Origin of the sequence: Shewanella putrefaciens, from assembly GCF_016406325.1 — a bacterium.
Classification (GTDB): Bacteria; Pseudomonadota; Gammaproteobacteria; order Enterobacterales; family Shewanellaceae; genus Shewanella; species Shewanella putrefaciens.
This window is the reverse complement of the sequence record NZ_CP066370.1, coordinates 3,400,517-3,420,292: the sequence shown is the minus strand read 5'-3', so window position 1 is coordinate 3,420,292 and position 19,776 is coordinate 3,400,517. Positions and strand designations below refer to the sequence as shown.

Here is a 19,776-nt window from a genome sequence, read left to right as displayed (position 1 = left end):
AATTGAATGGTTATTTTCTTAATATATTGATATTTAGCTATTTTAATTGCAATTTATTGGGTTGTTGGTGTTATCGTGAATTTAGAATTTTTTACTGGTTTTTACATCAAAGCTAATACAAAGTTACTGTTGAAGCTATTTGTCTGTAGATGATTGAAATTTAATATTTAACGCTCCAATAATTCGCTATTTTTGTGCTAATATAAAATCATAAAAATTGTAAGTTGAGTCATTTTTAACCTCGGTGATTTGTCTATCGTTTAACTAAACAACCTGTATTTAAGGAGGCATGTGTGGATGCAGATTCCATCAATAGTTTTTTTCTGATCGGTGCCTTGCTTGCAGCAGTGAGTGTTTTGCTTAGTCCTATGTCTTCCCGTTTAGGCATTCCAATTTTATTGATTTTCCTTGCTGTAGGTATTTTGGCTGGTGAAGATGGTCTTGGTGGTATCCAATTTGATGATTACTCCACAGCTTATTTAGTCAGTAACTTAGCCTTAGCGATTATTTTGCTCGACGGCGGTATGCGCACGCGCGTAGCCAGTTTTAGGGTGGCGCTATGGCCTGCATTATCCTTGGCGACTTTTGGCGTTGCGATTACCACCAGTATTACTGGTTTGATGGCCGCATGGTTGTTTGATTTGCATTGGCTGCAGGGGTTACTGGTTGGGGCTATTGTGGGCTCGACCGATGCGGCTGCGGTATTTTCCTTACTTAAAGGACGAAGTCTTAATGAGCGGGTTGGGGCAACCTTGGAAATTGAGTCCGGTAGTAACGATCCTATGGCGGTATTTTTAACCGTCACATTAATTGCTATTTTGGCTAATGTTGATACTGAGCTTTCGGTTAGTTTTATGCTGGTAAGCTTTATTAAACAGTTTGGTTTGGGAATTTGTTTAGGTTTAGGCGGTGGTTGGCTGCTATGGAAACTGGTTAATTTAAGTAAGCTTGCAGAGGGGCTTTACTCAATTTTAGTCTTAAGTGGCGGACTGATTATTTATGCTGTATCTAACAAGTTGGGTGGAAGTGGCATTTTATCCATTTACTTAGTCGGATTATTCCTCGGTAATAAACCCACTCGTGGTCGTCATTCTATTTTAAACGTACTCGATGGTATGACTTGGGTCAGCCAAATCGGTATGTTCCTTGTCTTAGGCTTGCTACTTACCCCTTCTGATTTATTTGATATTTTGCTGCCTGGTTTTGCCTTGGCATTTGGGATGATCTTATTCGCCCGTCCTCTGGCTGTGTGGCTGAGCTTATTGCCCTTTAAAAGCTTTAGTAGCCGGGATCGTTGGTTTATTTCTTGGGTGGGGTTACGCGGCGCTGTACCGATCATCTTAGCAGTATTTCCTATGATGGCGGGCCTGCCAGGGGCTCAGTTATATTTCAACTTAGCTTTCTTCGTCGTGCTAGTCTCGCTGCTGATCCAAGGAGCTTCGTTAACCACGGCAGCGCGCTTGGCAAAGGTGGAACTGCCCCCAAAGCCGCTCCCCATTTCACGCTCGGGTGTTGAAATTTATCCGAGTAGTGAATGGGAGGTCTTTGTTTACTGTTTGAGCGAAAATAAATGGTGTGTTGGTGAGCCCTTAAAACGGTTATCTATGCCTGATGGTACGCGTATTGCGGCTGTTTTTAGGGGAGACAAACTATTGCATCCCTCTGGTAGTACTTGCTTAGAGGCTGGAGATATACTCTGTGTTCTCGGTCAGGAGCGAAGTTTAGATGCATTAAGTCATCTTTTTAGCCAAGCACCTGAAATTAAGGAAGTTCCACGTTTCTTCGGTGATTTCTTTATTGAGACTGATGTCAAGTTAGCTGATCTGGCCCCTATCTATGGTTTGGACTTAGATGAGGAGGCGAGTGAGATGACAGTGGCTGATCTTGTGGCATCTGAGCTTGGTGCACATCCGGTCATAGGGGATCATTTCCAATGGCAATCTTTACACTGGGTTGTTGCAGGATTGCATGAAGGCAAAGTGACGAATATCGGGATTCGCTTACCGCCAGAAACCTAGCATTCTAGGGCCTATAAAAAATGCCAGCTTAATTGCTGGCATTTTTGTGTTAAAAAGTGTGTTAGGTTACTGATATACAGATTTATCAGAGGGATCAGGACGAGTCTTAAAGCGGCGATGCAACCACATATATTGGGCGCGGTTTTTATCTATGATGGACTCGATAATCTTGTTACCGCGAATGGCATCAGCTAATTCATCTTCGCCGGGGAAATTATCCAGCGGTGGCATGATTTCAATTCGATAACCTTCATCACCTTCAGTACGCTCTACAAAAAAGGGGAGCACTTTAGCTTTACCGAGTTTGGCTAAGGTCGTCGCGCCCGTAATCGTTGCCGCATCAGGCATGGCATAAAAGGGAATAAATACGGCACTTGAACGGCCAAAGTCCTGATCGGCTGTGTACCAAATTACATCTGGATTACGTAGGCAGCGCACCATTTGGCGTAAATCCCGTTTAGAGACCAAACCTTTGTTGGAACGTAAACGCCCCTCGACCTGCAGATATTCCATGACTGGGTTATTGTGTGGGCGATAAACGCCAACACCGGGTTGAAATTGGCCAAAGATACGTGCCCCCATTTCTAGCGGTAAACAATGCACGGCAAAAAGGATGACTCCGTGGCCGGCATCGAGTGTGTCTTGTACGTATTCTTTGCCTTTAATACTCATGTGTTGTTGCACTTTTTCATCGGACCACCACCACGCATTAATCGTATCAAAAATGGCTTTACCCGTTTCTTCAAAGTTACGTTTGAGCAGATTTTCCCTTTCAGTTTCAGACATATCTGGGAAGCAAAGGGTTAAATTGCGGCGTGCGGTATGGGTGCGGCCAGCGGCAAATTTCATCACTAAGCGACCTAACCCCTTGCCCAGTTTCATCTGCCAAGACAGTGGTAGAAACTGAGTTAAACGCATCAAAAATACGCCAAACCACATGGGCCAATGCTTGGGATGATATAAAGAAGATGAAAATTCGGCTTTCTCGACCACAAAAATACTCACTCGTTTTGAAAATTACTGCTTATTCTAACTCAATTTTTACTGAAAATTAGGTACAATCACGGTTAAATTTCTGCATGAAGATAAGAGCGCTATGAAGGTTTCTCTGCCAGCATTTGAAAAAGCCAGAGTGTTAGTCGTCGGCGATGTGATGTTAGACCGTTATTGGGTTGGCCCTACGGGACGTATCTCCCCTGAGGCACCCGTACCTGTAGTGAAGATTAATCAGGTTGAAGACAGACCGGGTGGCGCGGCCAACGTGGCCCTCAATATCGCAACCTTAGGTGGCCAAGTCCAGCTTGCAGGGCTCGTTGGCCAAGATGATACCGCCGTAGCCTTAACACTCGGTGTGCAAACCTTAGGGGTTGAACCCCAATGGTTAAGTATTGCGGATAAACCAACTATCACTAAGTTGCGGGTATTATCACGTAATCAGCAGCTTATTCGCCTCGATTTCGAAGAAGCCTTCGACAAGGCTGACAGCGTGCGTTTACTTAAGCAATCCGAAGCCTTACTCGACTCTGTCGATGTGGTGGTGTTGTCCGACTATGCCAAGGGCGCTATCGATCAGCCGCGAGATTTTATTGCCTTAGCGCGTTCGAAAGGTGTGATGGTATTAGTCGATCCTAAGGGCAGTGACTTTGGTCGTTATCATGGCGCGTCACTAATTACCCCAAATATGAGCGAGTTTGAAGCTGTTGTGGGTACGGTGACCTCTGAAGCCGATCTACTAGAAAAAGCCCGTGGTTTACTCAAAGAACATCATTTCGATGCCATTTTAGTGACCCGCTCTGAAAAGGGCATGACCTTAGTGACTGCTAATGCGCCTGAATTACACATCCCAACCGTTGCCCGCGAAGTCTATGATGTGACGGGGGCTGGCGACACTGTGATTTCGGCCTTAGCAACCTCATTAGCCGCAGGGGCCGATTTACCCCAAGCTTGTGCTATTGCAAATACGGCTGCGGGTGTGGTGGTCGGAAAACTTGGCACTTCAACCGTGAGTCGTATCGAGCTTATCGAAGCCTTAGCTTTGCACCATGGAGAATCGGGTTTTGGTGTGGTGAGTGAAGATCAGCTTGCCTACGCCTTAGAGCAAGCCAAACTGCGCGGTGAACGTGTGGTGATGACCAATGGTTGTTTCGATATTTTGCATGCGGGTCACGTGAGCTACTTAAAGCAGGCTAAAGCCTTGGGTGATCGTTTAATTGTCGCAGTAAACGATGATGCCTCGGTTAAACGCCTCAAGGGTGAAGGCCGTCCAGTTAATCAGGTTGATCGTCGTATGGCAGTGCTCGCAGGCTTAGCTTCTGTCGATTGGGTGGTGCCTTTTAGTGAAGATACGCCGCAGCGGATCATCGCCAGATTGCTGCCGGATCTCTTGGTCAAAGGTGGCGATTATAAAATTGAAGATATTGCGGGTGGCGCTGAAGTGATTGCCGCTGGTGGTCAAGTACAAGTACTTGGGTTTGAAGATGGTATTTCAACAACGGCCATTATCCAAAATATTATGGCTAATCAGTGAGTTTAATTGTTCTGACATTGGTTTCAAGCCTGTCTTGGGTGCCTATCGCGGATAAGCAGGCTTTAATTTGTCCTTTGTCGGCGTTAAACAAATGTCTCGATACACTTCCGGCATCTGTGCGAACACAGTTACCCGATACGCTTGAGCAATTCAAGCGTGATATCGGTTTTAGAAGTGCTATGGTGATACCTGTTGATGATAGTCATTTCTCTGGATTAATCCTCGTAAATAAGCAAGAAACACCCCAAATAGAAGTGGTCAATATTGACGGTGTGACCTACCAGTTAGATCTGAGAGAACAGTCGCTGCTAACGCTATGGCACGAGTTAGGGCACCTTGAGAACATTGCTCTGCAAGGAAGCATATTACCAAATGATTTAAGTACTTATCAGCATGAATCCTTAGCTGATATTTATTTAATTTGGCGCATAGCGAGGGAAAATAATAACTTTGCCCTTGCATGGCAGCAATACCATAGGCGTAATCTTGCCGCATTAACAAATGCGCATAATATGTCCCATTGGAGTGCGCCAATGATGATACAAGTGTTAAATAAATACAGCCCGGCACAGGTTGGACAATATGCTCGTTATCGAGATTTTTTGGCAGACTTTTATCCTAAAATTGACCAATTAGAACCTCGAACGTTGAATGAGTATTCGAGTTTAATCCAACGAACGTTTGGGGGGAGTGTTCTGCAATCCCTTCCTGAATACCTGTTTTGGCGTAAATCCGAACTTGGCCTTTACTTAAAACCTACCTTCATTTTGCTTATGGGAGAAGAAAAAGCCCATGACTGGTTGGTACAAAATTCAATGTTGTGAATATGTAAATAAAACAGGCCAAACCCCCTGTTTAAAACTGAACCCTAGCTGAACAAAAGTGAAATACACTCGTTTTAGTCCTTTAGATAGCAGTAATCCCTGAGATGCTTTGGTAAGCTCTGCGCCCAGAAAAAGAAGAAGGGGACTTTACTATGGCTAAACGCTCGCGGGTACAAACTGAGCAAACCATTAATCAAATTATGGATGAAGCGTTAAAGCAGATTTTGACTATTGGCTTTGAGACAATGTCTTATACTACGTTATCTGAAGCTACGGGTATTAGCCGTACAGGCATTAGTCATCATTTTCCGCGCAAAAGCGATTTTCTGGTTCGTTTAGATAGTCGTATTGGCAATCTATTTGTTGCGGCTCTGGATTTTTCTAGCCAAGAGGCATTGGAAACATCATGGATGCAGGCAATGCAGGAAGAACATTATCGTGCGGTATTGAGACTGTTTTTTAGTCTTTGTGGTGGTGCAAATAATGAAATCACCCTCTTTAGAGCGGTGAGTTCCGCTCGTCAGCAAGCGATTTCAGAGCTAGGCTTAGCGGGCGATCGTACAATCAATCATTTATTGGGCCGTACTGCTATGATGTTGTTATCAAACTTTGATATCGCTAAAGCGGCATAAATCATCTGATTGGTGTAAAACAGGGGCCGAATGGCTCCTTTTTTACGCTTGAGATTAAAAAATAAGGGGAGCGATATAGCTCCCCTTACTGGATTGAAAAACACTTGTTACAGGGCTTTTAGAATCGCCTCAACACTGGCTTTAGCATCTCCAAATAGCATTTGGGTATTTTCTTTGAAGAACAGTGGGTTTTGCACGCCGGCATAACCTGTGTTCATCGAACGCTTAAAGCCAATCACATTTTGCGCTTTCCACACTTCGAGTACTGGCATACCTGCGATGGGACTACCAGGATCTTCCATCGCTGCGGGGTTAACCGTATCGTTTGCGCCGATAACGAGCACGACATCTGTGTCTTTAAAGTCTTCGTTGATTTCGTCCATTTCGAGCACGATATCGTAGGGGACTTTCGCTTCCGCGAGCAGTACGTTCATATGACCGGGTAAACGGCCAGCCACAGGATGGATACCAAAACGCACTTTCACGCCGCGATCACGTAGTTTTTGAGTGATTTCCGCAACAGGATATTGTGCCTGTGCCACTGCCATTCCGTAACCTGGAGTGATGATGACCGAGGTTGCATTTTTCAGCATTTCCGCCACATCTTCGGCGTTGGTTTCGCGGTATTCGCCCATTTCTTCATCACCAGATGAGGCTACACCATCAGTGCCAAAGCCGCCCGCGATAACAGAAATGAACGAGCGATTCATCGCCTTACACATGATGTAAGACAGAATAGCACCCGATGAACCCACTAAGGCGCCGACTACGATTAAGAGGTCGTTCGATAGCATAAAGCCCGCCGCTGCCGCTGCCCAACCAGAGTAGGAGTTCAGCATAGACACAACCACTGGCATATCCGCGCCGCCAATCGATGCCACTAAATGCCAGCCAAAGGCGAAGGCAATTAGACTCATCAGTAGCAGTGCAGGCATAGTGCCGCCTGTCTGAACGAAGTACACCATGAGTGCGAAAGACACTAGCACGGCGACTAAGTTGAGTTTGTGGCGATGTGGCAGCATTAACGGTTTAGAAGAAATCAGTCCGCGCAACTTACAAAAGGCCACGATAGAACCTGTAAAGGTGACCGCACCGATAAAGATCCCGAGGAAGACTTCGACCAAGTGAATATTAAGCATAGCGCCTGTGAGATGCGCTTTGCTGGCGGTGTCGGCTGCTTTAGTAAGGGCATCCTGCACTGCCGCTAGCGTGGTATTAATATCACCACCTACGGCAACCACGACCTGTGAAACGTCCTGTGGATGTAAGTCGATAAAACTATTAAAACCCACTAATACCGCGGCCATGCCCACAAAACTGTGAAGTACGGCCACCAACTCTGGCATTTCAGTCATTTCAACTTTTAATGCGAGACGGATACCAATGGCACCGCCGATTACCATGGCAATTAAGATCCATGCGATACCATTAGTATCAGGATTGAAAATGGTCGCCAATAGGGCGATTGCCATACCTAATATACCGAACAAGTTGCCATTTTTTGCCGTTTCTTGCTTCGACAGTCCTGCGAGACTGAAGATGAAGAGAATGGCGGCAACGATATAAGCTGCTGTTACCAGTCCTTGAGACACGTTATACCCCCTTAACCCTTACGGAACATCTTCAGCATACGCTGAGTGACAGTAAAGCCACCGAAGATGTTAATACTGGCGATCAGCACGGCGATAAATGCCAGTACAGTGACCAAAGTTGAACCCTGACCGATTTGCAGTAGGGCGCCGACCACGATAATGCCTGAAATAGCATTAGTCACTGACATTAAAGGCGTATGCAGAGAGTGGGATACGTTCCACACTACGTAATAGCCAACCACGCAGGACAACACAAAAACGGTGAAGTGAGAGAGGAACTCTGGCGGTGCAACCGATGCTACAGCGGCGAATCCTAGCGCACCTAAGGCGGCGAGCACATATTTCAGTTTTGAGGGAGCTTTTGGCGTTGTGCTCTTAGGTTCGATTTTTGCGACAGGTTTTGCTGGCGCAGCAGAGACTGAAATCGGCGGTGGTGGGAAGGTCACTTCACCTTCTTTTATCACCGTCATATTGCGCATGACCACATCATCGAAGTTGATGCTGGCTGTGCCATCCTTTTCTTTGCACATTAACTTCATCAAGTTGACTAAGTTAGTGCCGTAAAGTTGTGATGATTGCGCCGGTAGACGACCGGGAAGGTCAGTATAACCAATGACTTTTACACCGTTAGCGGTAATAAATAGCTCGCCCGATTGGGTGTATTCACAGTTACCGCCCGTCGCAGCGGCTAAATCGACGATTACAGAGCCGCTCTTCATGCTATCGACCATGGCTTTGGTGATGAGCTTAGGTGCAGGACGGCCAGGGATCAGCGCAGTAGTGATGATGATATCGACTTCTTTGGCTTGCTCGGCAAACAGCGCCATTTCGGCGGCGATAAATTCGTCCGACATGGTTTTAGCATAACCGTCCGATGAACCGCCTTCTTCGTTACCAAAATCCAGTTTAAGGAACTGGCCACCCATGGATTCGATTTGCTCGGCCACTTCTAAGCGGGTATCGAAGGCGCGCACTATAGCACCTAGTGAGCCCGCTGTACCAATGGCGGCAAGGCCAGCTACACCAGCACCAATCACTAATACTTTGGCGGGAGGCACTTTACCAGCAGCAGTAATTTGACCAGTAAAGAAACGGCCAAATTGATGCGCGGCCTCAACAACGGCGCGATAGCCACCGATATTTGCCATCGAGGAGAGGGCATCCAGTGACTGGGCACGGGAGATGCGTGGCACCATGTCCATTGCCATGACATTGATGTTACGTTTAGATAGCTTCTCAACCAACTCAGGATTTTGAGCGGGCCAAATAAAACTGATTAACGTCGCACCATCTTTAATTTGTTCAATTTCAACATCGCTTGGTGCATTGACCTTAAAAATGAGATCCGCTTGCCAGACATCCTTAGTTACACTCGCGCCCGCAGCTTCAAAGGCCGCATCATCGAAGCTTGACAGTTGACCCGCATTGGCCTCAATAACAACCTCAAAGCCGAGCTTTTTAAGCTGCTCAACGGTGGCAGGGGTCGCGGCGACCCGAGTTTCACCGGCGAGACTCTCTCTCGGTATTCCAATCTGCATGACTACTCCCTGGTGGTTTATATAATCGTTCTGCCTGAGTACTTTCCCCTGCGCTAAACCTAGGTAGGGCTAGGCAGCAACAAGAGTTAACTCGTCTATTTGATTGCGGCAAGTTAGTGCATTAAATCTTGAGTGTGAAATTTGTGCTTTCAAAACAAACTTCTCAGCGAGCAACAGAGGTCACTGTACAGCAGGCTCATACCATTGTGGCAAGACTTTGGTTTGACACAAGCGCATATTTCTCAAGCGAGTCGTTTCTGTACTGGTCGTATCAAAAACTTTTAACCAGCGCACACTTTTGTAGCTTAAATTTTGCCCTTTGTATATTCCAAAATGGAATTAAAAATCAAATTTTATTCTTTTTTGCTTTTCTTAAACCACGATAAGCTGGTGGACATTACACTGTCATAGGGCCGTCTCATGTTGTTAAAAGAACTTTCATCGCTAGCTTCGCCATTGTCTCAAGGACAAGTCGAGAAGCTAAAACAACTCACTTCTGAGTTAAGTGCAGTGCAACTGGCTTGGGTGAGTGGCTATCTTGCTGCAACTGCCAATGCGGGTCAATTAGCGCCTGTTGCGCAGGCGCAAACGGCTCAAACTGTGACGATTCTCTATGGCAGCCAAACGGGTAATGGCCGGGGTGTGGCTAAGGCGCTTGCCGAGAAGGCACAATCCCAAGGCTATGTGGTCAATCTGGCTTCTATGGGCGAATACAATGTTCGCCAATTAAAGCAAGAAGCTGTGCTTTTGCTGGTGGTCAGCACCCATGGTGAAGGTGAAGCGCCGGATGATGCGATTGAATTACACAAGTTTTTAGCATCGAAACGTGCCCCTAAGTTAGACAATCTACATTACTCAGTGCTCGCGTTGGGGGATTCTAGCTATGAGTTCTTCTGCCAAACAGGTAAAGACTTCGATGCCCGCTTAGCAGCACTGGGTGCTAAGTCACTGTTACCTTTGATTGAATGCGATATGGATTATGAAGCTGCCGCGGGTCAGTGGCACGCCGATGTATTAGAGGCCGTTAAGCCGCTGATCGAAACCTCGTCCGCCAGTGTGGTATCCATCGGCACGGCCAAAGCGATTGGCGAAAGTGAATTTACTAAGCAAAACCCCTATAGCGCCGAAGTGCTTGTGAGCCAGAAAATTACTGGTCGCGGTTCGGACCGAGACGTGCGCCATGTTGAAATTGACCTTGGCGACTCAGGGTTAACCTATCAAGCGGGTGATGCCCTCGGTGTGTGGTTTAGTAATAACGAAGCCTTAGTTGAGGAGATTTTAACTGCACTGTCACTCTTAGGTGATGAGCAAGTGGTTGTCGAAAAAGAATCTTTGACCCTTAAGCAAGCCTTAGTTGATAAGAAAGAATTGACCCAGTTATACCCTGGATTAGTCAAAGCTTGGGCCGAATTGAGCGGCAGCGCTGAACTGCTGGCATTGAGCGAAGATAAAGAACAAGTGCGCCACTTTATCCTTAAGCATCAATTTGCCGATTTAGTCACTCAGTATCCGTTATCAAATAACTCAGTAACCTTAAATGCAGCAAAACTGCTTGAGCTACTGCGTCCATTAACGCCAAGACTTTACTCTATCGCCTCAAGTCAAAGCGAAGTTGAAACAGAAGTCCACTTAACGGTGGCCTTAGTGGAAGATGAGCGCCACGGCGCGGCACGTTTTGGCGGCGCGTCACACTTCTTAGCCTCAGCGCAGGAAGGCACGCAAGTTAAGGTTTATGTTGAGCCTAATAAGCACTTCCGTTTACCCGAAAACCCAGAAACACCGGTGATCATGATTGGACCTGGCACGGGGGTTGCGCCGTTCCGTGCCTTTATGCAGGAGCGCGTAGCACAAGGGATCCAAGGTGATAGCTGGTTATTCTTCGGTAATCCACACTTTGAGCAGGATTTCCTGTATCAAACCGAGTGGCAACAGTATTTGAAAAATGGCGATCTCAGCCGTATCGACGTAGCGTTCTCCCGCGATCAGGCCCATAAGATTTATGTGCAGCACCGCATTAAAGAACAAGGCCAAGCCCTGTGGCAATGGTTGCAAAACGGCGCACATCTCTACATTTGCGGTGATGCCGAGCGGATGGCAAAGGATGTTCACCAAGCCTTGATTGAGGTGGCAGTCGAAGTCGGTGGTTTGAATACCGAAGCTGCCGAAGCCTATTTTGAAACCCTGCGCAGCAATAAACGCTACCAAAAAGACGTGTATTAATCTCAACCGTTGCGCAGATAAGAAACGCATAAGAATAGCCAAAGCTGCACACGTGATGACCTGTGCAGCCAGCGAACCCAATTTTAAGAGGCAGTTGCCATGAGTGAGCAAAAGTTAGCGTTAAACGAATACCTAAAGACCGACAGTGATTACCTGCGCGGGACCATCAAAGAAGGTTTAGATTCTTCTGTGACAGGCAGTTTCAGCGATGGCGATCAGCAGCTGATCAAATTTCATGGCTTCTATCAGCAGGATGACCGCGATTTACGTAACGAACGTAAAGAGCAAAAACTCGAACCTTTATATAGTTTTATGTTGCGCGCCCGTGTACCTGGCGGTATTTGTTCTCCGCAGCAATGGTTAGGCGTGGACAAAATTGCTTCGACGCTCACCAGCTCGAACAGCATTCGTTTGACGACCCGTCAAACCTTCCAATATCACGGTATTCCTAAACGTAACTTAAAGACCATTATTCAAGACTTAGATCGGCAGGCGCTGGATTCGATTGCTGCCTGTGGTGATGTTAACCGTAACGTGATGTGTAACCCCAATCCGGTGGAATCTAAACTGCACGAGCAGGCCTATGCGGTGGCGAAAAAGCTCTCAGATCATCTGCTGCCACACACTCGCGCCTACGCCGAAATTTGGTTAGATGAAGAAAAGTTACTGACCACCGAAGATGAAACCGTCGAACCTGTGTATGGCAAAACCTATCTGCCACGTAAGTTCAAAATGGCGGTTGCGGTTCCTCCCGACAACGATGTCGATGTTTACACCAACGATTTAGGCTTTATTGCTGTTGCCGAAAATGGCGAGCTAGTTGGCTTTAACCTGACTGCGGGCGGCGGCATGGGCTCGACCCATGGCGAAGTGGAAACTTTCCCACGTCTGGCTGACGACTTTGGTTTTATCAAAACTGAAGATGTGATGAAATTTGCCGAAGCTGTGATGACAGTGCAACGCGACTGGGGTAATCGCTCTAATCGTAAGCGTTCACGCCTTAAATACACCATTGTCGACCATGGCTATGAGAAGTTTAAAGCCGAAGTCGAGGCCCGTGCTGGGGTGAAATTTGAACCTAAGCGCGAGGTTGTGATCGGCGATCGCGGCGATCGTTATGGTTGGGTCGAAGGCGTTGACGGTAAGTGGCATTTAACCTTATTTATCGAAAGCGGTCGTATTAAAGATTTACCGGGCCAAACGTTGCAAACGGGGCTGCGTGAAATTGCTAAGATCCACAAGGGCGATTTCCGCATGACCTCGAATCAAAACATGATCATCGCAGGCGTCGCGGCGGAAGATAAAGCCACCATTGAAGGCTTAGCCCGCAAACACGGTCTACTTGGCCAAGTGTTGACACAAACCCGCGGTCACTCTATTGCCTGTGTGGCGTTGCCGACGTGTCCATTAGCGATGGCGGAAGCCGAGCGTTATTTCCCTGAGTTTATCGATCATATCGATGCGCTGCAGGCAAAACACGGCATTAGCGAGCAAGCGATTGTGGTGCGGATGACAGGTTGTCCTAACGGTTGTGCCCGTCCATTTGCCGCTGAAATTGGCCTTGTGGGTAAGGCGCCGGGTCGCTATAACTTGTATTTAGGTGCAAGCTTTGAAGGGACTCGCCTGAACAAGATGCACAGAGAAAATATCCAAGAGGCGGACATTCTCGCCGAATTGGATGCCCTGTTTGGCCGCTACGCCGTTGAGCGTGATGCAGGCGAAACCTTTGGTAACTTCACCGTCCGCGTGGGCGTAGTGAAGGCGGTGATCGATGCCGCTAAGGATTTTCATGGTTGATCTTGAGCATAAAACCAGTGATAAAGTGCCGACTGTGGTCAGCGCTGCCGAACTCAAGGCATTATTGAGTGCGCCAAAGGCTGAGCAAGCGATAGAGCTTGAGCGTATCAATCAGTTTTTAGCTGGACTGAGCGCGCAAGAGCGAGTGCTATGGGGCTTAACTTATTTGCCCGGTAATCACGCACTGTCCTCAAGCTTTGGGATCCAAGCCGCAGTGATGCTGCATATGGTGAGTCAGGCACAGGCGAATATTCCGGTTATCCTCACGGATACGGGTTATTTATTCCCTGAGACTTATCAGTTTATCGATGAACTGACCGAGCGTTTATCGCTGAATTTAAAAGTGTATCAAGCAGTGATGACATCGGCATGGCAAGAGGCACGCTTTGGTCAGTTGTGGGAGCAAGGGTTAGACGGGCTAGAGCAATACAACCGTTTAAACAAAGTTGAGCCTATGCAACGCGCTTTAGCCGAGCTTGAAGTCGGCACTTGGTTTGCAGGGCTGAGACGCAGTCAAGCCAGTACCCGTGAGGCGCTGCCGATACTGGCAATTCATGGCACACGCTTTAAGTTACTGCCGATTATCGAATGGTCGAATAAAGATGTGCACCTCTATTTGACGCAATTTGACTTACCGTACCATCCACTTTGGGAGCAAGGCTATGTTTCTGTGGGGGATACCCATTCGAGTAAACCACTCGAATTAGGCATGACGGAGGAAGAAACCCGCTTTAATGGCCTAAAACGTGAGTGTGGTCTGCACTACGAAATCTAACTATCTTATTGAGTTAAAAACTTAACACCTCGATTTTGCTCGGGGTGTTTTTATTTATGGTCTTTTATTGTTTGATTTTGAAGCGAATTAATAGTTACAAAATTTGGGTTGTCATTCTGCCGTCATTAAAGTGAGTTAGATTGATTTTCATATAGTTAACCAATGTGTTTCTGTTGTTGAAAAAAAATTGTACATTTTTACTCACAGACTTATGCACAATTTGTTGGGTATGAACTATATTTTGAAGTCCCCATAGATAGTCTTGGGAGATTTTACTGCATAAATTTGATTGGCTTGCTAGCGCTCGTTAATCGGTTATTTCACCTCGGCGAGCTGCTGTCAAAGCTGCCGAGGTTGAATCCAGTGTGTTCTTAGACGTTAACTGGTTTATCATTCCTTAATTTTTCGTTCCTATATGCCCATTACCATTTTTGACTCGGCTTATTGCGCAGGTTGTGACAATATAATCGTTTGTTTCTGAGCGGCTATTTTTATCGCCTTGAGTGAAGTCGTGAAGAATGGATTAATCATCTGTTTAAATAACAAGTTAATATTAATGATTTTTTTAATGAGACGATATAAATGACCGCACCTTTGTATGCGATGCGGGATCATGTCAATCATCCCCGAGTTAATAGAACCAATCATCCCGCCCCCAAGCCAGGTAAGCGTGGCTTTAAGCGCTTAATTTCTTGGTTAGTTAAGATTGTATTTTGGCTGTGGTTAAGCTCGATCTTTATCGTCGTCTTTTTGCGTTTTGTCGATCCGCCTATGTGGACTTGGCGAATTGAACGCGCTTTGTTTCCGCCTGCCACTATCACTGAGGTTCGTCATCAATGGCGGGCTATTGGGCAAATTTCCCCTGAGTTACAGTTGGCGGTGATTGCCGCAGAAGATCAAAAATTTGCGGATCATACGGGTTTTGATTTAGCCGCAATCAGCGCTGCGTTTGAATATAACCAGAAGGGGAGTAAGGTACGCGGTGCCAGTACGCTGAGTCAGCAAGCTGCGAAGAATCTATTTATGTGGTCTAGCCGCAGTTTTTTGCGTAAAGGAATAGAAGCTTGGTTCACCCTACTCATGGAACTGACTTGGGATAAGTCACGCATTCTTGAAGTGTATTTAAACATTGTCGAATTTGGCCCTGGTATATACGGGGCAGAGGCTGCCGCTCAGTATTACTTTGGCAAATCTGCTGCAAAACTCACCCGTTATGAGGCATCTTTACTTGCTGCCGTGCTACCTAATCCATGGCGCTATAAGGTTTCTCCTCCTTCATCTTATGTTGAACAGCGATCAGCTTGGATCCGTAAACAAATGCGTCAACTTGGTGAAGTGACCCTTAATAAAGTACACGGTGCTGAATAAGCAGAACTAATCGAGTTTATTTTTTAATTGTTTTTACTGACTAAATCTTAGCTGTTAGCCAATAGCCTTGATTAATGCTAAATTATCGGGCAAATTTTACGTCTTGTAAGAGTGCAATATTTATTGTTACTCACGGAGGACAATTGATTTTTCGTTTTACATTGCCTTTATCGAACAGGTGTAAACGTGAATGTGCTTTTAAATACCTAAGGGTATTACTGACAAAATTATATGTACTTAAATGGAGTTTTTAGATGAAAAAGATTGTGATAGCCGCGGCAATTATAGCAGCGGGTGCAGGCGCGTATTGGTACACTCAGCATGGAACAAGCTCTAGTGTCTCTGCAAATCCGTTGCTTGATTATGTGCCTGCTGACACACCGGTGTTTTCAGGCCAATTAAAGCCATTCCCGTTAAAAGCGTATTTACAGTCTATTTCTGGAAATTATCAGCAATATCCAACGGATGTTTTTGCTGAGTTAGGCGAATTAGACAACCCAATGGGCAAGTTTTTTGTCAGCGTTTATCAGCAGTATATGGAAGGAATTAAAGAACCTGCCTTACTGCTTAAAACCTTTGGTTTTCCAGATGAAATCAAACCTTATTTTTATACGTTAGGTGCCTTACCTGTCCTTAAAATCGATGTGGATCAAGTCGCTGCATTTTGGGCTGTTTTAGATAAAGCCGAAAAAGACAGTGGTGTTACCCATGAAATGCGTCAGATTGGTGGTGTTGATTACCGCGCCTATGCATTATCCGATGAGAGCTCATCTGAAAAGGCGGATCTGCTATTTGCCCATAAAGATGGCATTCTTACTGTGACTTTTAGTACTTCAGTGACTGAACCTGAATTATTAGAAATGGCATTAGGATTGAAGAAAGCGCCACAATCTTTGGCTGCATCAGGTATGTTGCAAGAGATCATTAAAACCCACGGTTTTATGGATGATAGCATTAGCTTTATCAACCATGTGGAAATTGTAAAAGCCTTAACCTCACCCGATAGCAATATGCTTTCTAAGCAGCTAACTAAGTTATTTGCCGATGAAAACAACGGTGAAGATCCATTAGCTGAAATAAGAACGCCAGAATGTCGTGCTGAATTAACTGCGATTGCTGGCAATTGGCCACGGACAGTTGCTGGTTTAACGGCTTTTTCTGTGACGGAAAAAGAAAGCCATATGGCAGCTTCCTTTGTGGTGGAAACGAAAAACCAGCCTATCCTTACCGCTTTGCAAAAAATGCGTGGTTTTATCCCTGCTCATTTAGCGAATATTGATAGCACTATTTTCTCTCTTGGACTGGGTTTTGATGTTAACGAAGTTGCACCATCACTGACTGCCGTGTGGGATGATTTACAAAAACCGCAATTAACATGCGCACCATTGGCCGATTTGCAAGCTGAACTGAGCCAACAAAGCCCTGCTATGCTAGGTATGTTTACGGGGATGGCGAATGGCGTAAAAGGCATGAGTGTTTCATTACTCGATTACAAAATGGGGACGCAAGAGTCTGAACCTCAGCTAGAGAGTTTAGATGCCTTAGTGAGTTTAAGTGCCGATAATCCCGCAATGTTATTTAATATGGTGAAGCCATTTGCGCCTATGTTGGCAGAGGTTCAACTTGCTGAGAATGGTGATGCTACTGATTTATCCCCATTACTGATGTTGCCACCTGAATTAGGCATTAAGCCAATGTTGGCCATCAAAGGTCAGCATTTAGTGGTTTATAGTGGTGATAAAGGCTTAGCGCTTGCAAACAAATTGGCGAGTGAAAAATTGTCGGCCAATGGCATGTATAGCCTCTCAGCAGACTATGGCAAGATGTTTACGCCGGTCATTACGCTGTTAGAAATGAGTGGTGAGCCAATCCCTGAAGAAGTGCAAATGCTAAAAGATTACAATATGCGGATTCAAATGAGTTTTGACGTGAATAAGCAGGGAATCGTTTTAGGTTCTGTCGTTAATTCAAAGACCAGCGATAACAAGTAAGTCATTACACTCCTAAATGCGTTTGAAAAGTGTCAACGCTATTTATGACGGGTCAATTGCCATAAAAAAAGCGCCTGATTAAGGCGCTTTTTTATTTATCCTTAAGAAACTAAGGACTAGGCTGTTGTGTTGATATTGTGGCCAGTATTACCAACAGGTTGCGGTGTTGCGGCTTGAATTAAATCTACCGCAATCTGCCCTTCAACCTTTTGCTGCTCTTTGGCTAATTGAGCGACTTTAACTCCAATAGCACCATTTTCTAGATTAGGTGTGATTGCTTGAGTGTTTAATGAAATTGACATAATTAACCTCAGTGATGAGCCAGTCCTGTCTATCGGCAAACTCAGGATTTACTTTAGCTGAATTTGCCCTGTTTTGCACATTTGTTAGCCAGCCTTCTTAGAGCCAAGGAATTTTCTACTCATTACAATAATGGCCGTGACCCCAAGTGAGCCTAAAATTAATCCTAGCGCGAGGCCAACATTTTGCAGCGACGTAGGGTCGATAACGAGGGCGACACCCATACCAAACATCATCACCCCTGACATGAGTTTCAAGGTTTGGCCCTCTTTTTCAGTTAACTTACGCTTACCTAAGGTAGCACTGAATACGATAACAATAATTGCCAGTGGGATCACATAGACAACATTGTATAAAACCAAATACATATAACGCTCAAAATCGGGCAGGTTATGCATAGATAGCACGCTGGTATAGATCATCGGGAAACCTGCAGTGCATAACAGTTCATAGGTGTTAGCTAGAATGGCCAGTACAGTCGAGCCTAAAATCAATGCGCCCAAGCTGCTTGAATTAGAGAGTTTCCCCATACGTTTTATCAGGCTAGTACGATTCTCCGCCGACATAGATAGGGTCACGTCTCCCTTAGTGAAAAAGTAATCCTTCACGTTAATGACACCCGCGATTAACGCTAAACAACCCGCCGCGAAGATGATCATGCCACCATCACTGCCAGCACCGAGTAGCTTAAAGATATTGAGCCATGCGGTCATAAACAGGAAATAAATAAAACCAGAGAAGAACACAAAGATGCCGCCCACTAATAACATACGGCTGCGGCTCTTTGCATTGACCATGATTGACAGTAAAAATAGCAAAACAAAGAAGGCGCAAGGGTTAAAGGCATCGACACCTGCCAGCACTAGTGTGAGTAGGGGCAGTGACATAGTTTCTGGGGTGACAACACCCACTAATGGCAATTCGACAGGTTGAACCTCGGGTTCGCTAAGGCTAGTTGCATCACAAGTACCACTTCCAGTATCGCTGCCACAGGTGCCAAAAAGTGGCTCATTACTCTCTGTATTTGCAGATGTACTCGCAACCCCTTTGGTGGGCATATCCGCCTCACTCAGTGTTCCGCCCAGTGATAAATAGCAATTTTTCAACCGATTAACGAGAAACTCTCCTGTTACCGCTTCACTGGAATAGCCTACGATCGCTTTTTCACAGCTTGCCATATAGGGGACTGAACGCGCTTCAGTCGCTGTTTTTGAAGCGATATTTTGCCAAATATCTTGCACGCCTTTTGCGGATATCATATGAGACTCAAGTTCTATCCAAGGATACTTTAGTGGCAATGAGTCGATAAAAGGATGTGCTTCTGCACAGTGCGGACAGGTTTTTGACCAGAAAAAATAGAGCTTTATTTTGAGTTCGCCCTGTTCATTCACATAGTGCCAAGTGTTATCCGTGTTTGGCGTATCTGTGTTGGCCCAACTTGGACTGATAAAGAGTAGCGCAAACATGAGGGAACAGAGAAAAGAGAATCTTGATAGGTATTTTGTCATAGCGCCTCCCACAAATGTGGGTTAGTGGATCATAGAACGGTTAAATTAGCACTTACTCTACTTAATTCCATTCATTTGATTAAATTGGATAATAAGAAGTGTTACTTAACTCGCGATTAAGCATTTTTTGGGAACTCTGGCAGATCTTCTTTTGGCTGTATTTGAGCTTATCGGGATAAAAATAAAGCACCAAAATGGTGCTTTATGGTAGGGATGATACTGATTACTTAGTTTAATTCTGTGCCGTTGACACTGAGTTTCACATCAATATTGTTTCGAGTCGCGTTAGAGTAAGGGCAGACTTGATGGGCGTGGCGAACTAAAGCCTCGGCTTCCGTTTGCGGCAAATCTAAGCTGACTTCTAAAGCAACCGTAAGAGCAAAACCGCCCGTTTCATTTGCACCGATTCCTACAACGGCACTAACAGGGGCTTGCGTAATTTCAATTTTACCGATTTTAGCAACGTGTAAGACCGCATTAGAGAAACAGGCCGCGTAACCTGCGGCAAAGAGTTGCTCTGGGTTGGTGGCAAGCCCACTGCCTCCCATGGCTTTAGGATAAGCAAGGGCGACATCGAGTAAGCCATCATCAGTACTGACTTGACCTTGGCGACCCGCTTTTGCTGTTGCACGTGTTTCATAAAGTGTTTTCATCGTATTGACCTTTCAAGTTTCGGATTGAATGAG

General features: G+C 45.7%; 15 protein-coding genes. 9 read left to right on the top strand and 6 right to left on the bottom strand.

What is annotated here, in order from left to right; translation table 11 throughout:
- Positions 1–293: 293 nt before the first annotated feature.
- Positions 294–2,018: a potassium/proton antiporter gene (locus tag JEZ96_RS15300; protein ID WP_198779816.1), complete on the top strand. Its 1,725-nt coding sequence runs from the start codon at positions 294–296 to the stop codon at positions 2,016–2,018.
- A gap of 66 nt (positions 2,019–2,084) precedes the next feature.
- Here JEZ96_RS15300 and JEZ96_RS15295 read toward each other — a convergent pair whose 3' ends face one another.
- Positions 2,085–3,011, bottom strand: coding sequence for an LpxL/LpxP family Kdo(2)-lipid IV(A) lauroyl/palmitoleoyl acyltransferase (locus JEZ96_RS15295; protein ID WP_082785942.1), 927 nt, complete (start codon positions 3,009–3,011; stop codon positions 2,085–2,087).
- A gap of 103 nt (positions 3,012–3,114) precedes the next feature.
- Between JEZ96_RS15295 and hldE the strand changes: the two genes are divergently transcribed.
- The 3 genes from hldE (at position 3,115) to JEZ96_RS15280 (ending at position 6,001) form a co-directional block, all read left to right on the top strand.
- Positions 3,115–4,545, top strand: coding sequence for a bifunctional D-glycero-beta-D-manno-heptose-7-phosphate kinase/D-glycero-beta-D-manno-heptose 1-phosphate adenylyltransferase HldE (hldE, locus tag JEZ96_RS15290; protein ID WP_011919901.1), 1,431 nt, complete (start codon positions 3,115–3,117; stop codon positions 4,543–4,545).
- Positions 4,542–5,369, top strand: a complete 828-nt coding sequence (locus JEZ96_RS15285; RefSeq protein WP_025007592.1) for a hypothetical protein — start codon at positions 4,542–4,544, stop codon at positions 5,367–5,369. The genes hldE and JEZ96_RS15285 overlap by 4 nt, the downstream gene beginning before the upstream one ends.
- Before the next feature lie 152 nt (positions 5,370–5,521).
- A complete protein-coding gene (locus JEZ96_RS15280) occupies positions 5,522–6,001 on the top strand; it encodes a TetR family transcriptional regulator (RefSeq protein WP_011788255.1) in 480 nt (159 codons plus the stop codon).
- 107 nt (positions 6,002–6,108) lie between these two features.
- Here JEZ96_RS15280 and pntB read toward each other — a convergent pair whose 3' ends face one another.
- Together pntB and JEZ96_RS15270 are read right to left on the bottom strand one after the other, a co-directional pair.
- Complete coding sequence (pntB, locus tag JEZ96_RS15275; protein ID WP_011788256.1) at positions 6,109–7,593, bottom strand: Re/Si-specific NAD(P)(+) transhydrogenase subunit beta; 1,485 nt, start codon at positions 7,591–7,593, stop codon at positions 6,109–6,111.
- An 11-nt stretch (positions 7,594–7,604) separates the two neighbouring features.
- Positions 7,605–9,131 (bottom strand): Re/Si-specific NAD(P)(+) transhydrogenase subunit alpha, encoded by a 1,527-nt coding sequence (locus JEZ96_RS15270; RefSeq protein ID WP_011788257.1) that lies wholly within the window; start codon positions 9,129–9,131, stop codon positions 7,605–7,607.
- Between the two features lie 420 nt (positions 9,132–9,551).
- On the opposite strand from JEZ96_RS15270, the gene JEZ96_RS15265 reads away from it, so the two are divergent.
- The 5 genes from JEZ96_RS15265 to JEZ96_RS15245 all read left to right on the top strand — a co-directional run bounded on the left by JEZ96_RS15265 (position 9,552) and on the right by JEZ96_RS15245 (position 17,282).
- Entirely contained in the window at positions 9,552–11,351 is a 1,800-nt protein-coding gene (locus JEZ96_RS15265; protein WP_061782941.1) for an assimilatory sulfite reductase (NADPH) flavoprotein subunit, read from the top strand.
- Positions 11,352–11,450: 99 nt separating this feature from the next.
- Entirely contained in the window at positions 11,451–13,148 is a 1,698-nt protein-coding gene (cysI, locus tag JEZ96_RS15260) for an assimilatory sulfite reductase (NADPH) hemoprotein subunit (protein ID WP_025007593.1), read from the top strand.
- Positions 13,141–13,923, top strand: a complete 783-nt coding sequence (locus JEZ96_RS15255) for a phosphoadenylyl-sulfate reductase (protein ID WP_061782940.1) — start codon at positions 13,141–13,143, stop codon at positions 13,921–13,923. Before cysI ends, JEZ96_RS15255 begins: the two co-directional genes overlap by 8 nt.
- Before the next feature lie 582 nt (positions 13,924–14,505).
- Positions 14,506–15,291 carry a monofunctional biosynthetic peptidoglycan transglycosylase gene (mtgA, locus tag JEZ96_RS15250; RefSeq protein ID WP_025007594.1) on the top strand — a complete coding sequence of 262 codons (786 nt, stop codon included), beginning with the start codon at positions 14,506–14,508 and terminating at the stop codon, positions 15,289–15,291.
- Positions 15,292–15,545: 254 nt separating this feature from the next.
- Complete coding sequence (locus JEZ96_RS15245) at positions 15,546–17,282, top strand: hypothetical protein (protein WP_011788262.1); 1,737 nt, start codon at positions 15,546–15,548, stop codon at positions 17,280–17,282.
- 116 nt (positions 17,283–17,398) lie between these two features.
- Here the strand turns inward: JEZ96_RS15245 and JEZ96_RS15240 are convergent, their stop codons facing one another.
- The 3 genes from JEZ96_RS15240 to JEZ96_RS15230 all read right to left on the bottom strand — a co-directional run bounded on the left by JEZ96_RS15240 (position 17,399) and on the right by JEZ96_RS15230 (position 19,743).
- Positions 17,399–17,584 (bottom strand): hypothetical protein, encoded by a 186-nt coding sequence (locus JEZ96_RS15240; RefSeq protein WP_011788263.1) that lies wholly within the window; start codon positions 17,582–17,584, stop codon positions 17,399–17,401.
- Between the two features lie 84 nt (positions 17,585–17,668).
- A complete protein-coding gene (locus JEZ96_RS15235; RefSeq protein WP_011919895.1) occupies positions 17,669–19,090 on the bottom strand; it encodes a cytochrome c biosynthesis protein in 1,422 nt (473 codons plus the stop codon).
- 227 nt (positions 19,091–19,317) lie between these two features.
- The gene (locus JEZ96_RS15230; RefSeq protein WP_025007595.1) at positions 19,318–19,743 is read right to left on the bottom strand and encodes an organic hydroperoxide resistance protein; all 426 of its coding nucleotides are present in this window, start codon (positions 19,741–19,743) and stop codon (positions 19,318–19,320) included.
- Positions 19,744–19,776 lie beyond the last annotated feature (33 nt).